This window comes from Paenarthrobacter sp. NPDC056912 (genome assembly GCF_042786555.1).
GTDB lineage: Bacteria > Actinomycetota > Actinomycetes > Actinomycetales > Micrococcaceae > Arthrobacter.
On sequence record NZ_JBHUCD010000024.1, the window covers coordinates 66035 to 80335 of the forward strand.

Below are 14301 nucleotides of genomic sequence, written 5' to 3' on the forward strand. Positions count from 1 at the left end.
CCGGGTACCCGGCATTTGAACATTTGAAATGTCGTAGGATCCTTTGCCGGATCCACGACTGTGGCAGGGCCCAGCGCGGTCCGTAGACCACAACTGCACAAGGAGAAACAGCAGCATGGCAAAGCGCAGCAAAGCATATGAGGCAGCCGTAGCCAAGATCGAGGCAGACAAGCTCTACGCCCCGTTCGAGGCCATCACCCTCGCGAAGGACACCAACCCTTCCAAGTTCGACGCAACCATCGAGGTAGCTTTCCGCCTGGGCGTTGACCCGCGTAAGGCTGACCAGATGGTTCGTGGCACCGTCAACCTGCCGCACGGCACCGGTAAGACCGCCCGCGTCCTCGTTTTCGCAACCGGCGACAAGGCTGAAGCAGCAATCGCTGCCGGCGCTGACTTCGTTGGTTCCGATGACCTGATCGAAAAGATCGCAGCCGGCTGGACCGACTTCGACGCCGCAGTGGCAACGCCTGACCTCATGGGTAAGGTTGGCCGCCTCGGTAAGGTCCTGGGCCCGCGTAACCTCATGCCGAACCCGAAGACCGGCACGGTTACCCCGGACGTCACCAAGGCTGTCAACGACATCAAGGGTGGCAAGATCGACTTCCGCGTCGACAAGCACTCCAACCTGCACTTCATCATCGGCAAGGTGTCCTTCGACGCCCTCAAGCTGGCGGAGAACTACGCAGCTGCACTGGAAGAGGTGCTTCGTTTGAAGCCGTCCGCTTCCAAGGGCCGCTACATCCAGAAGGCTACCGTTGCCACCACGTTCGGCCCGGGCATCACCGTTGACCCGAACGTCACCAAGGTTCTCACCGAGGCGTAAGCTTCGCGAGCACTTGCTCTGAGAAAAGGACCGTCCGGCTTTGCCGGGCGGTCCTTTTTCTTTGACCTTTCCTTGTTCGGGGTGAGAGGCGGGTCGTAGGCTGTGTGCCGTGACGTCGTCGAGCTCTTTTACAAACGTCGGGTTGACCATGGAACGGGTCCCAGTCCCGGCAAGTCCGGACGCCGGCGAAGACTCCGGGTTCCGGACCTTTCACGAGCTGCTCGTGGCACATGAGTTCGCATTGTGGGGGAACCTTGACCGCTGCGCCACCTTCGCCGAGGCTGTTCTGTTCTGGCAGGGAAACGAATACGAAGAACGCCAAGTGTTCCTGGCGCGCCTTGATGGTGCTCCTGTTGGCTCGGGATCGTTGACGCTGCCGCTGAGCGAGAATACGACGACGGCGGGCGTGGACGTTGTGGTTGACCCGGCCTTTCGCCGGCGCGGCATTGGGTCGGAGATCCTGCGTTGGCTGGAAGAGAGGGCGCGGGAGCGGGACCGGGTCTCCTTCGACGCCTATTGCGGTGAACCGATCGGACCCGACTCAGGTGCAGTCCTGTTGGGCGCAAAATCCGGAACAGGCGGTGTCCCACGAGACTCGGCATCTACCTGCTTCGCGCTGCATAACGGCTACTCCTTGGAACAAGTGGAGACCAACAGCACCCTGGAACTGCCGGTGGCTGAGCCGCTCCTGGCGGAACTGGAAGCTCAAGCGACGCAGCAAGCCTCCGGCTACAGCCTCCTGGGCTGGGGGGATCGGTGCCCCGATGACCTCGTGGGGGCGTTCTCCAGGCTGAAGAGCCTCATGAGCACCGAAGTTCCCATTGCGGGGCTTGGTTGGGAAGGTGAGGACTGGGATGCCGTCCGTGTCCGCCAGGAAGAGTCCACGGTGAAGGCAAGCGGCCTGGACTCTGTGGTTGCCGTAGCCCGCCACGATGGGACCGGGGAGTTGGCTGCCTATACGGTGCTTACGCATCGCGGGGCTACGCCGGCGGTGATCTACCAGGAAGATACCCTGGTGGCTCCCGGGCACCGCGGACACAGGCTGGGGATGCTGGTAAAGATCGCCAACCTGCGGCGTGCTGCAGGGCTGTGGACGGACGCCACATCTGTGATGACGTGGAACGCCAATGAAAACCGGCATATGCTGGCCATAAATATCGCCCTTGGATTCAAGCCTTCCGGCTTTGAAGGCGAATGGCAGAAACGGCTGGGATGACTGTAGACGAGGCGAAGACCGTTCAAGTCGAGCAGCTGTGGGTGCCTGACACCCTGGACAGCCCCGACGCCGCTGATTTCCTGGACGCCGTTGAGGTTGGGCGCCGGGTACGGATGCAGACCTGGGGGAGCGACGACCTCGCGTACACGCCCTTGGAAAAGCTCCTGGAGTTTTCCGATACCTACGAGCGGCAGATCATCCTGGTGGCCAAGGTGGACGGGGTCATAGTCGGCACAGTGGACATTGCCTTGCCCCTGGCGGACAACATGGACTTGGCGGAGTTCACCTTGGACATCCTTCCGGAGTTTCAGAGGCAGGGCGTCGGGCGGCAACTCCTTGAGGCCGCGGAACAGCTTGCCCGGGCAGAGGGCCGGACCATGATCCTGGTGGACACCAACCATCCGGCAACTTCGCTGACCGAAATACCCGAGGACCAGTTGATTCCGGGGAGCGGGGCGGGTTTCGTCCCGGTCAGCAGCAGGGAAGTCGATTTCGCCAAGCGGGCCGGCTACACCCTCCAGCACATCGAGCAATTCAGCTCTTGCGCACTTCCCTTGGATTCCAAGCTTGTAGCGGACCTGCAACGTGAGGCCGAGGAAGCCAACGGCGGCCGTTACGCGCTCCACCACTGGACGGATCGTTGCCCCGAACCGTGGTTGGAGGCGGTAGCGGCCCTCGAAAACGCGGCCGGCGAGGTTGTCCATGATGTTCCTGAGGACGAGGCTCCGGCCGTCCAGGTAACGGGAATGGTTTTCGACGCAGCAGTGCTGCGCGAAACTGAGGACGCGGCATTGGCGCAGGGCAGGCGGACGGTGGTGACCGCCGTCGAGCATGTAGCCAGCGGCCGGATCGTGGGCCTGACCACCATCAGCGTCCTGGCGCACCGCCAGGACGTGGTTTTCCAGGACGATACCCTGGTTCTCCAGGAGCACCGCGGTAACAAGCTCGGTTTGTTGATCAAGGTGGCCAATATGGAAAGGCTCAGTGAGCAATTTCCGGACGCACGGGTCATCTACACCTGGAATGCCCCGGAGAACAGGTACCTCCTGACCGTGAACAAGCAACTTGGCTTTACCACCGCCGGTGTCACGGGACTATGGCAGAAGGAACTTCCGGACCGGGGGCCGAAGGTTACGTCCTCGGACTAGGCGGCCGTCGATTTGGTTTGCCGAACACTCTCCCGTAACCTTGAAGTACCAAAGACCGTCGGTTGATGGGAATCCACTCTTCCAAGCGCAGCTCAATTCTGCAGCTACGCCTGGAAGGACAAAGTGTATTCCTTGACGAAGGACCCTGAACATAGGGCGGCCGGCGCAGGTGAACGAAGCTAGTCTCCGCAGTTGAACTGTGTTGAGCCAAGCCCCGTGCATCTGCGCGGGGCGTTTTTAGTTTTAGCTCTCATGAGCGGGGACCCGGAAGACCGGCTTTATTCCCCGGAAGGAGGGTTATGACAACGCCTAGCAAGATCTCCGCAGTTGCAGAGATCGCCAACGATTTCAAGGAATCGAACGCGGCTGTCCTGACCGAATACCGCGGGCTCACTGTTGCACAGCTCAAGGAACTGCGTGTTGCGCTCGGCCAGGACACCAAGTTCTCGGTCGTCAAGAACACCCTGAGCGCCATTGCAGCCAAGGAAGCTGGAGTCGAAGCATTCGACGATCAGCTTGCCGGCCCCACTGCAATCGCCTTCATCAAGGGCGACGCTGTTGCTGCTGCCAAGAGCCTGACGGACTTTGCCAAGACCAACAAGCAGCTGGTTATCAAGACCGGTTTCTTTGAAGGTAAGGCACTGGATGCAGAAGGTGTTGCCGCACTGGCAGCCCTCGAGTCCCGCGAGCTGCAGCTTGCACGTGTTGCTGGTGTCCTCAAGGCTCCCGCATCCGCTGCTGCACGCATCATCGATGCTCTGCGCCTCAAGCTTGAAGAAGAGGGCGGCGCTTCTGCACCGGCCGCTGAAGAAGCTCCGGCCGCCGAAGAGGCTGCTGCTGAAGAGGTTGCGGCTCCGGCCGAAGCCGCTGAAGCTGCAACCGAAGAGAACTAAGTTCTCCCCCCAATCAAACTCTGGTGCATGGAGCGGCTCGATCCGCATCTGCACCAACTAATGGAAGGACGCCACCATGGCGAAGCTCAGCAACGAAGAGCTCATTGAAGCTTTCAAGGAACTGACCATCATCGAGCTCTCCGAGTTCGTCAAGCTCTTCGAAGAGACCTTCGAAGTTACGGCTGCTGCTGTTGCAGTTGCTGGCCCCGCTGCCGGTGCCGCTGAAGCCGTTGAAGAGAAGACTGACTTTGACGTCATCCTCGAAGCTGCTGGCGACAAGAAGATCGCAGTGATCAAGGAAGTTCGCGCCATCACCTCCCTCGGCCTCAAGGAAGCCAAGGACCTGGTTGACAGCGCACCGAAGGCTGTTCTCGAAGGCGCCACCAAGGAAGCTGCCGAGAAGGCAAAGGCTCAGCTCGAAGAAGCTGGCGCAACGGTTACCCTCAAGTAACTCGTCTTGCTTGTGGAAGCCCCGTCCGGTTCGCCGGGCGGGGCTTCCTGCGTTTAACAGCAACGCGGGGTCACTTGCGGCCCATCCCAAAGGGGATTACCGGCCGTAAGTGACCCCGCGTTGCCCTATGCAGGTTCGCTGATGTCTGCCACCACGGCGCCCAAGGCGGCGGTGAGCTCATCCGCATCCACGAACGCGCTGCGGCCATGAGCCCCGGCACCCATGGAGATACGGCGCCCGGCGATCGTCGCATCGGCGTACACCGGCCAAGCTGTGGTGCTTCCCAACGGCGTGATGGTTCCCCGCTCGTAGCCGGTTGCGGCCAAGGCGACGTCGGCATGCGGCAAGGACAGCTTGTTGACTCCTACCAGCGCCCGTAGCTTTGGCCATGAGATTTGGCGGTCGCCGGGAATGAGCGCGAAAAGGAAGCTGCCGTCGCGGTGCTTGACCACGAGGGACTTCACAATGTCCGCAGGGCGGATGCCGAGGATGCCGGCGGCTTCTTCCAGGCTGCGGGCCGCCGGACGTTCGACGACGTCAACGTCCAGTCCACGCGCAGCGGCATCGGACAGGAACCGTTCGGCGCCGTCCATCACAGGTTCGATCATGTCATCCTCCATTAGTCACGGTAGAGGAGAAGGGCTTCACCCTGGCCGCCACCGCCGCAGAGCGAAACGGCAGCCTTGCCGGTTCCCCTCCGGCTGAGCTCGTGGGCTGCGTGCAGCGCCAACCGTGCACCGGATGCCCCGATGGGGTGGCCCAGGGCAATGGCGCCGCCGTGGATGTTGCATTTCTCCAACGGGTACCGGAGGTCCTTGAGGGACTGGACGGCCACTGAGCCAAAAGCCTCATTGATCTCGATGAAGTCCAAGTCCTCGGCCGTCCAACCCGCCCGCTTCAATGCCTGCGCAATGGCGTTGGACGGTTGGGAGTGCAGCGAGTTGTCCGGTCCGGCTACTTGCCCGGGCTTCCCGACGACTGCGAGGTACTCCAGCCCGTTGTCCTTGGCAAAACGGCGACTCGTCAGCACAAGAGCGGATGCGCCGTCGGAGAGGGGAGAGGAATTGCCCGCTGTGATGGTGCCGTCCGTAGCGAAGGCGGCCTTCAAAGGGGCCAGCGTCTCTATGGTGGTGTTGGGCCGGATCCCCTCATCAGAGGCGAGGACTATGGGGTCGCCCTTGCGTTGCTTGACCCTTACCGGTGCGATCTCGACGTCGAAGATTCCGTTCGCGACGGCGGCCGCCGCACGTTGGTGCGAGGCGGCGGCTACCTCGTCCTGGGCTTTCCGGTCGATGCCAAGGGTCACGTTCTTGGTCTCCGTGGACAGGCCCATGGACTGACCGTCGAAAGCGTCCGTGAGGCCGTCGTGGGCGGCGACGTCCAAGGCTTGAATGGCGCCGTAGGTCCAGCCTTGCCGGGACCCGGGGAGGATATGGGGAGCGCGGGTCATGGATTCCTGGCCGCCGGCAACAACTACCGTGGCGTCCCCGCTGCGGATCATCCGGGCCGCGTCGATGACGGCAGTCAGTCCGGACAAGCACACTTTGTTGATGGTTACGGCGGGGATGTTCCACCCTACGCCCGCGGCGATGGCGCTCTGCCGCGCAGGGTTTTGACCGGCGCCCGCCTGCAGGACCTGGCCCATGATGACGGCGTCCACCTGCTCGGCCTTGACACCGCTGGAGGACAGGGCGGCCGCTATGGCATGGGCGCCGAGGTCGACGGCGGTGAAGCCCGCCAATTGCCCGTTCAGCCGGCCCTGCGGAGTGCGTGAGGCGGCAAGGATGACAACGTCATTGTCGTCAGCGGTGGTGGTCATGGTCTCTCTTCCGATCCTGGAGTGGTGTAGCTAGGCTATCGCGGGGTGCGCGTCGGCTTTACCTTCAATCATTGTGCCGCTCCGGGTATTCCGCAGCATAGGTGCCTGCAGCAACGGTGCTTGCATTCACGGACAATCTGGGGTAGACAGGAAGGCTGCTTTGCCGTATCGTAGATATTTGCGTCTTCCCTGTTAACCTTCAGCCTTCATATAGCGGTGGGCTTTACCTCTCAGCTGCGTTTATTGACGTGCCGTTCAGAAGAACGAGCATCGCCATGCGCAGACTGGGGCCGGGTCATATAGCGGAACCGGAATAAGTATGCTGCGGAGCACTCTGCAACATGCAAACGGGGGAGATCTGAAAACGCCTGAAGGTCTGTGGAAGGATCCCTCTTGGTCGCCTCGAGCACCTCTAATAACGAAACCGCTAACACGGCAAGCACCGATGGTGCCACCCGCCGCCTCTCATTCGCAAAGATTCACGAACCCCTTGATGTTCCGAATCTTCTCGCCCTGCAGACCGACAGCTTTGACTGGCTCGTCGGAAACGAACGCTGGCAGGCGCGGGTAGCGAAGGCTGTCGAGGAGGGCGACCTCAGCGTCGCCACCAGCTCCGGACTTGCCGATATCTTCGAAGAGATCTCCCCCATCGAGGACTTCCAGGGCACCATGTCCCTGAGCTTCTCCGAGCCGGAGTTCGCTGACCCGAAGTACACCATGGCCGAATGTAAAGACCGTGACGCCACCTACTCGGCCCCGCTGTATGTCAAGGCCGAGTTCATGAACAACAACACGGGCGAAATCAAGCAGCAGACCGTGTTCATGGGCGACTTCCCCCTCATGACTGAGAAGGGAACGTTCGTCGTCAACGGCACCGAGCGTGTCGTCGTCTCCCAGCTGGTCCGTTCACCGGGCGCCTACTTCGAGCGCACCGCGGACAAGACCAGTGACAAGGACATCTTCACTGCGAAGATCATCCCGTCACGCGGTGCATGGTTCGAACTCGAAATCGACAAGCGCGATCAGGTCGGCGTTCGCCTCGACCGCAAGCGCAAGCAGTCGGTCACGGTTCTGCTGAAGGCCCTCGGCTGGACCGAAGGCCAGATCCTGGAAGAGTTCGGCCAGTACGACTCCATGCGTGCAACGCTGGAGAAGGACGCCACCGAAACGCGCGAAGACGCCCTTCTGGACATCTACCGCAAGCTTCGTCCGGGCGAGCCGCCCACAGTCGAGGCTGCCCAGTCCCTGCTGGACAACCTGTACTTCAACGCCAAGCGCTACGATCTGGCCAAGGTTGGCCGCTACAAGATCAACCGCAAGCTCGGCATTGACCGCTCCCTTGGTGACAAGGAAGCTTCGGTCCTGCACGTCGAAGACATCGTTGCCATGATCAAGTTCCTCGTTGCGCTGCACGCCGGCGAGAAGACGCTCACGGGCAAGCGCGATGGCGAAGACCACGAGCTCCGCGTCGAGATCGACGACATCGACCACTTCGGCAACCGTCGCATCCGCGCCGTGGGCGAACTGATCGAAAACCAGGTCCGCACGGGTCTTTCCCGCATGGAACGCGTCGTCCGCGAACGCATGACCACGCAGGACGTCGAGGCCATCACGCCGCAGACGCTGATCAACATCCGCCCTGTCGTTGCAGCCATCAAGGAGTTCTTCGGAACCTCCCAGCTGTCGCAGTTCATGGACCAGAACAACCCGCTGTCGGGTCTGACCCACAAGCGCCGCCTCTCGGCACTTGGCCCGGGTGGTCTGTCCCGTGACCGCGCAGGCATGGAAGTTCGAGACGTTCACCCGTCCCACTACGGACGCATGTGCCCCATTGAAACCCCTGAAGGCCCGAACATCGGTCTGATCGGTTCGTTGGCGTCCTACGGCCGGATCAACCCGTTCGGTTTCATCGAAACCCCGTACCGCTTGGTTTCCAACGGCGTGGTTTCGGACGAGGTCGAGTACCTGACGGCCGACGACGAAGCCGAGGTCCTGATCGCACAGGCCAACGCTCCTTTGGATGCTGACAAGAAGTTCTCGGAAGAGACTGTCCTGGTCCGTGCCCGTGGTGGTGGAGGCGAGCCCGTCCTGGTTCCCGCCGGCGAAGTTCAGTTCATGGACGTTTCCCCGCGCCAGATGGTGTCCGTGGCAACCGCCCTGATTCCGTTCCTCGAGCATGACGATGCCAACCGTGCACTCATGGGTGCCAACATGCAGCGCCAGGCCGTGCCGCTGGTCCGTTCCGAGGCTCCGTTCGTGGGCACCGGCATGGAGCGCGCAGCAGCAGTCGACGCCGGTGACGTTGTCATCGCGAAGAAGGCAGGTGTGGTCACCGAGGTTTCCGCCGAGCTGGTTGTCATGATCAACGACGACGGCACCGAGACCAACTACCGCATCAACAAGTTCGCCCGTTCCAACCAGGGCAACTGCTACAACCACCGTGTTCTGGTCAACGAAGGCCAGCGCCTGGAAGTCGGCGGCATCATCGCCGACGGTCCTGCAACGGACCAGGGTGAACTCGCACTCGGCAAGAACCTGCTCGTGGCATTCATGTCATGGGAAGGCCACAACTTCGAGGACGCCATCATCCTGTCCCAGCGCATTGTTGCTGAGGACGTCCTTTCCTCCATCCACATCGAGGAGCACGAAATTGATGCCCGCGACACCAAGCTTGGTGCCGAGGAAATCACGCGTGACATCCCCAACGTGTCCGAGGAAGTCCTGGCAGGCCTGGACGAGCGCGGCATCATCCACATCGGTGCCGAGGTCGAAGCCGGCGACATCCTGGTCGGAAAGGTCACCCCCAAGGGTGAAACCGAACTGACCCCGGAAGAGCGCCTGCTGCGCGCCATCTTCGGTGAGAAGTCCCGCGAAGTCCGCGACACCTCCTTGAAGGTGCCCCACGGCGAGTCCGGTACGGTCATCGGCGTGCGCGTCTTCGACCGCGACAACGACGACGAACTGCCCCCGGGCGTGAACCAGCTGGTCCGCGTCTACGTTGCAGCCAAGCGCAAGATCACCGACGGCGACAAGCTCGCCGGCCGTCACGGCAACAAGGGTGTTATCTCCAAGATCCTCCCGATCGAGGACATGCCCTTCCTTGCCGATGGCACGCCGGTGGACATCGTCCTGAACCCGCTGGGTGTTCCGGGTCGAATGAACGTTGGCCAGGTCCTGGAAACCCACCTCGGTTGGGTTGCCAAGACCGGTTGGAAGATCGAAGGCGAGCCGGAGTGGGTCAAGAACCTCCCGAACCTGCCCCGTGAAACCGGCCAGACCACCGTTGCCACTCCGGTGTTCGATGGCGCCCGCGAAGAAGAAATCACGGGCCTGCTTGACTCCACCAACGTGACTCGCGATGGCGACCGCCTGATCGATTCCTCCGGCAAGACCCGTCTGTTCGACGGCCGCTCCGGCGAGCCGTTCCCGGACCCGATCTCCGTCGGTTACATGTACATCCTGAAGCTCCACCACTTGGTGGACGACAAGATCCACGCGCGCTCCACCGGCCCGTACTCCATGATCACGCAGCAGCCGCTGGGTGGTAAGGCTCAGTTCGGTGGCCAGCGCTTCGGTGAAATGGAAGTGTGGGCGCTTGAAGCTTATGGCGCCGCTTACACCCTTCAGGAACTCCTTACGATCAAGTCCGATGACATTCATGGTCGTGTGAAGGTCTACGAAGCCATCGTCAAGGGCGAGAACATCCCTGAGCCTGGCGTTCCCGAGTCCTTCAAGGTCTTGATCAAGGAAATGCAGTCGTTGTGCCTGAACGTGGAAGTTCTTTCCACCGACGGAACCACGATCGAAATGCGTGACTCTGATGACGCAGTCTTCACGGCTGCGGAAGAACTGGGCATCGATCTGTCTCGTGCAGAGCCCAGTTCCGTAGAAGAGGTTTAGCAGCCGTTCCGGCGGGCACGGCAATGCCATTGCCCGCCGGGACAGCTCCCTCTTCCCGTAACCAAGACTTCAGAATTTAGAGAACAAGAGAGAACAGGGACCATATGTCCAGCGAATCCTCCTTCGGCCTCATGCAGATCGGCCTCGCCACCGCGGAAGACATCCGCGGCTGGTCTTACGGTGAGGTCAAGAAGCCGGAAACCATCAACTACCGCACCCTCAAGCCCGAGAAGGACGGCCTCTTCTGCGAGAAGATCTTCGGCCCTTCCCGCGACTGGGAATGCTACTGCGGTAAGTACAAGCGCGTCCGCTTCAAGGGCATCATCTGCGAGCGTTGTGGCGTTGAAGTCACTCGCGCCAAGGTGCGCCGTGAGCGCATGGGCCACATCGAACTGGCCGCGCCTGTAACCCACATCTGGTACTTCAAGGGCGTTCCCTCGCGCTTGGGCTACCTCCTTGACTTGGCTCCGAAGGACCTTGAAAAGGTCATCTACTTCGCCGCCTACATGATCACCAGCGTTGACACCGAAAGCCGTCACGCCGAACTGCCGAACCTCCAGGTCGAGCACGACCTCGAGAAGAAGCAGATGGTGGACAACCGCGACAGCGACATCGCCACGATTGCCCGCGACCTTGAAGACGAGCTTGCCCGTCTTGAAGGCGAAGGCGCCAAGGCTGCCGACAAGAAGAAGGCCCGCGACTCTGCTGACCGCCAGATGGCGAACGTCCGCAAGCGTGCCGACGCCGACATCGAGCGCCTTGAGCAGGTCTGGGACCGCTTCAAGAACCTCAAGGTCGCTGACCTTGAAGGCGACGAAGGCCTCTACCGCGAACTGCGCGACCGCTACGGTTTGTACTTCGAGGGCTCCATGGGTGCCGAGGCCATCAAGAAGCGCCTCGAGACCTTTGACATGCAGGCTGAAGCTGAGTCCTTGCGCGACACCATCCAGAACGGCAAGGGCCAGCGCAAGACGCGTGCACTGAAGCGCCTCAAGGTTGTCAACGCATTCCTGACCACCAACAACAGCCCGCTCGGCATGGTCCTCGACGCCGTCCCGGTGATTCCGCCGGAACTGCGCCCGATGGTCCAGTTGGACGGTGGCCGCTTTGCGACTTCCGACCTCAACGACCTCTACCGTCGCGTGATCAACCGCAACAACCGACTCAAGCGACTGCTTGACCTGGGTGCTCCGGAGATCATCGTCAACAACGAGAAGCGCATGCTTCAGGAAGCTGTTGACAGCCTCTTCGACAACGGTCGTCGTGGCCGCCCCGTTACGGGTCCGGGCAACCGTCCGCTGAAGTCCCTGAGCGACATGCTCAAGGGCAAGCAGGGTCGTTTCCGTCAGAACCTCCTCGGCAAGCGCGTCGACTACTCCGGCCGTTCGGTCATCGTCGTTGGCCCGCAGCTGAAGCTGCACCAGTGTGGTCTGCCCAAGCAGATGGCATTGGAGCTCTTCAAGCCGTTCGTGATGAAGCGCCTGGTTGACCTCAACCACGCACAGAACATCAAGTCGGCAAAGCGCATGGTGGAGCGTTACCGTCCGCAGGTCTGGGACGTGCTGGAAGAGATCATCACCGAACACCCGGTGCTGCTCAACCGTGCACCTACCCTTCACCGCCTCGGCATCCAGGCGTTCGAACCTCAGCTTGTTGAAGGTAAAGCCATCCAGCTTCACCCGCTGGTTTGCGGCGCCTTCAACGCTGACTTCGACGGCGACCAGATGGCAGTCCACCTGCCGCTGAGCCCGGAAGCCCAGGCCGAAGCCCGCATCCTGATGCTGTCCTCGAACAACATCCTGAAGCCGTCCGATGGCCGTCCGGTGACCCTGCCTTCGCAGGATATGATCATCGGTCTGTACCACCTGACCACCAAGCGCGTCGGTTCCGCCGGCGAAGGCCGTATCTTCTCCTCGGTTTCGGAAGCAATCATGGCGTACGACGCCCGTGACCTGCACCTGAACTCCCAGGTCAAGATCCGCCTGGACGGCTTTGTGCCGTACGCAGGTTGGGAAGCTCCGGAAGGTTGGGAGCCCGGTCAGACGGCTCTCGTCCAGACCTCCCTGGGTCAGGTCATCTTCAACCAGACGCTGCCTGAGGATTACCCGTGGGTTGAGGCTGTTGCCGACAAGGGTGAACTGTCCCGGATCGTCAACGACCTCGCTGAGCGCTACCCGAAGGTTGTCACCGCGGCAACGCTGGACAACCTGAAGGATGCCGGTTTCTACTGGGCAACCCGCTCGGGCGTCACCGTGGCTATCTCGGACATCGAGGTGCCCAAGGACAAGCCGGCCATCCTGGCTGGTTACGAAACCATGGCTGCCAAGATCCAGGGCCAGTACGACAAGGGCCTGATCGACGACGACGAGCGTCGCCAGGAACTGATCGAGATCTGGAACAAGGCAACGAACGAGATCGCCCAGGCGATGCGCGACAGCCTGTCCCCGATGAACACCATCAACCGTATGGTGTCCTCCGGTGCACGTGGTAACTGGATGCAGGTCCGCCAGATCGCGGGTATCCGTGGTCTTGTGGCCAACCCGAAGGGTGAGATCATCCCGCGTCCGATCAAGTCCTCGTACCGCGAGGGCCTGTCGGTGCTGGAATACTTCATCGCCACGCACGGTGCCCGTAAGGGTCTGGCCGATACCGCTCTCCGTACCGCCAACTCGGGTTACTTGACCCGTCGTCTGGTGGACGTTTCGCAGGACGTCATCGTCCGCGAAGAGGACTGCGGTACCGAACGCGGTCTGCTCACGCCGATTGCCGTGCCGGATTCCAACGGTGAACTCGTCCTGGACGAGAACGTCGAGAACAGCGCCTACGCACGTACGCTGGCTGTCGACGTCGTCGATGCCCAGGGCAACGTCCTGGCTGCCGGCGGCACTGACTGCGGCGACGTTGTCATCGACCAGCTTCTCGCTGCAGGCATCACCGAGGTCAAGGTCCGCTCTGTACTCACGTGTGAGTCCAAGGTGGGTACCTGTGCACTGTGCTACGGCCGTTCGCTGGCCACCGGCAAGACCGTTGACATCGGCGAGGCCGTGGGCATCATCGCTGCACAGTCCATCGGTGAACCCGGTACCCAGCTGACCATGCGTACGTTCCACACCGGTGGTGCTGTTTCTGCCAGCGGTGGCGACGACATCACCCAGGGTCTGCCCCGTATCCAGGAGCTCTTCGAAGCCCGTACTCCGAAGGGTGTCGCACCGATTGCTGAAGCAGCCGGCCGCATCACCATCGAAGAGTCCGAGCGCCAGATGCGCCTGGTCATCACTCCGGACGATGGTTCCGAAGAGATTGCCTACCCGGTGCTGCGCCGTTCCCGCCTCCTCATTGAGGATGGCGAGCACGTCAGCGTCGGCCAGAAGCTGATCAACGGTCCGGTGGACCCGAAGCAGGTTCTGCGCATCATGGGCCCCCGTGCCGCACAGAAGTTCCTTGTGGACGAGGTCCAGGGCGTTTACCGCAGCCAGGGTATTGGTATCCACGACAAGCACGTCGAGGTTATCGTCCGCCAGATGCTGCGCCGCGTGACCGTCATCGAATCCGGCGACTCCGACTTGCTCCCCGGTGAGCTTGCAGAGCGCTCACGCTTCGAGGACGAGAACCGCCGCGTCGTATCCGAGGGCAAGTCCCCGGCATCCGGTCGTCCGGAACTCATGGGTATCACCAAGGCTTCCTTGGCTACCGAGTCCTGGCTGTCGGCTGCTTCCTTCCAGGAAACCACCCGCGTCCTGACGCAGGCGGCCATGGAAGGCAAGAGCGATCCTCTGCTCGGCCTCAAGGAAAACGTCATCATCGGTAAGCTCATCCCGGCCGGTACGGGTCTGCCCCGCTACACGGAGGTCACCGTGGAGCCGACGGAAGAAGCAAAGGCAAGCCTGTTCACGGGCCCCAGCGCTTTCACCGACTTCTCCTATGACGCCCTGGGTGGCGACGGCGCTCCTGAGTTCCACGCCATCCCGTTGGATGACTACGATCTCGGCAACGACTTCCGCTGACCCGGACGTTGACGCTGTAAAGGTCGGGGCCCCGCACTTTCGAGTGC

General features: G+C 61.7%; 9 protein-coding genes. 7 read left to right on the forward strand and 2 right to left on the reverse strand.

What is annotated here, in order from left to right; all coding sequences use genetic code 11:
- Positions 1-115: 115 nt before the first annotated feature.
- From rplA to rplL, 5 genes are all read left to right on the forward strand, one after another.
- The gene (gene rplA, locus ACFRJ9_RS21045) at positions 116-823 is read left to right on the forward strand and encodes a 50S ribosomal protein L1 (protein WP_377672084.1); all 708 of its coding nucleotides are present in this window, start codon (positions 116-118) and stop codon (positions 821-823) included.
- Between the two features lie 148 nt (positions 824-971).
- Positions 972-2039 (forward strand): GNAT family N-acetyltransferase, encoded by a 1068-nt coding sequence (locus ACFRJ9_RS21050; RefSeq protein ID WP_377672087.1) that lies wholly within the window; start codon positions 972-974, stop codon positions 2037-2039.
- Positions 2018-3187, forward strand: coding sequence for a GNAT family N-acetyltransferase (locus ACFRJ9_RS21055; RefSeq protein WP_377672089.1), 1170 nt, complete (start codon positions 2018-2020; stop codon positions 3185-3187). Before ACFRJ9_RS21050 ends, ACFRJ9_RS21055 begins: the two co-directional genes overlap by 22 nt.
- Positions 3188-3486: 299 nt before the next feature.
- Complete coding sequence (rplJ, locus tag ACFRJ9_RS21060; RefSeq protein WP_377672091.1) at positions 3487-4080, forward strand: 50S ribosomal protein L10; 594 nt, start codon at positions 3487-3489, stop codon at positions 4078-4080.
- A 76-nt stretch (positions 4081-4156) separates the two neighbouring features.
- Entirely contained in the window at positions 4157-4531 is a 375-nt protein-coding gene (gene rplL, locus ACFRJ9_RS21065; RefSeq protein ID WP_377672093.1) for a 50S ribosomal protein L7/L12, read from the forward strand.
- Between the two features lie 125 nt (positions 4532-4656).
- On the opposite strand, the gene ACFRJ9_RS21070 is transcribed toward rplL, so the two are convergent.
- Together ACFRJ9_RS21070 and ACFRJ9_RS21075 are read right to left on the reverse strand one after the other, a co-directional pair.
- Positions 4657-5151 carry an aminoacyl-tRNA deacylase gene (locus tag ACFRJ9_RS21070; RefSeq protein WP_377672096.1) on the reverse strand — a complete coding sequence of 165 codons (495 nt, stop codon included), beginning with the start codon at positions 5149-5151 and terminating at the stop codon, positions 4657-4659.
- Positions 5151-6350 (reverse strand): acetyl-CoA C-acetyltransferase, encoded by a 1200-nt coding sequence (locus ACFRJ9_RS21075; RefSeq protein WP_377672099.1) that lies wholly within the window; start codon positions 6348-6350, stop codon positions 5151-5153. The genes ACFRJ9_RS21070 and ACFRJ9_RS21075 overlap by 1 nt, the downstream gene beginning before the upstream one ends.
- A 393-nt stretch (positions 6351-6743) precedes the next feature.
- Between ACFRJ9_RS21075 and rpoB the strand changes: the two genes are divergently transcribed.
- Together rpoB and ACFRJ9_RS21085 are read left to right on the forward strand one after the other, a co-directional pair.
- Positions 6744-10250 (forward strand): DNA-directed RNA polymerase subunit beta, encoded by a 3507-nt coding sequence (gene rpoB, locus ACFRJ9_RS21080; RefSeq protein WP_377672101.1) that lies wholly within the window; start codon positions 6744-6746, stop codon positions 10248-10250.
- Positions 10251-10354: 104 nt separating this feature from the next.
- Positions 10355-14254: a DNA-directed RNA polymerase subunit beta' gene (locus ACFRJ9_RS21085; RefSeq protein ID WP_377672104.1), complete on the forward strand. Its 3900-nt coding sequence runs from the start codon at positions 10355-10357 to the stop codon at positions 14252-14254.
- The last annotated feature ends 47 nt before the right edge of the window (positions 14255-14301 follow it).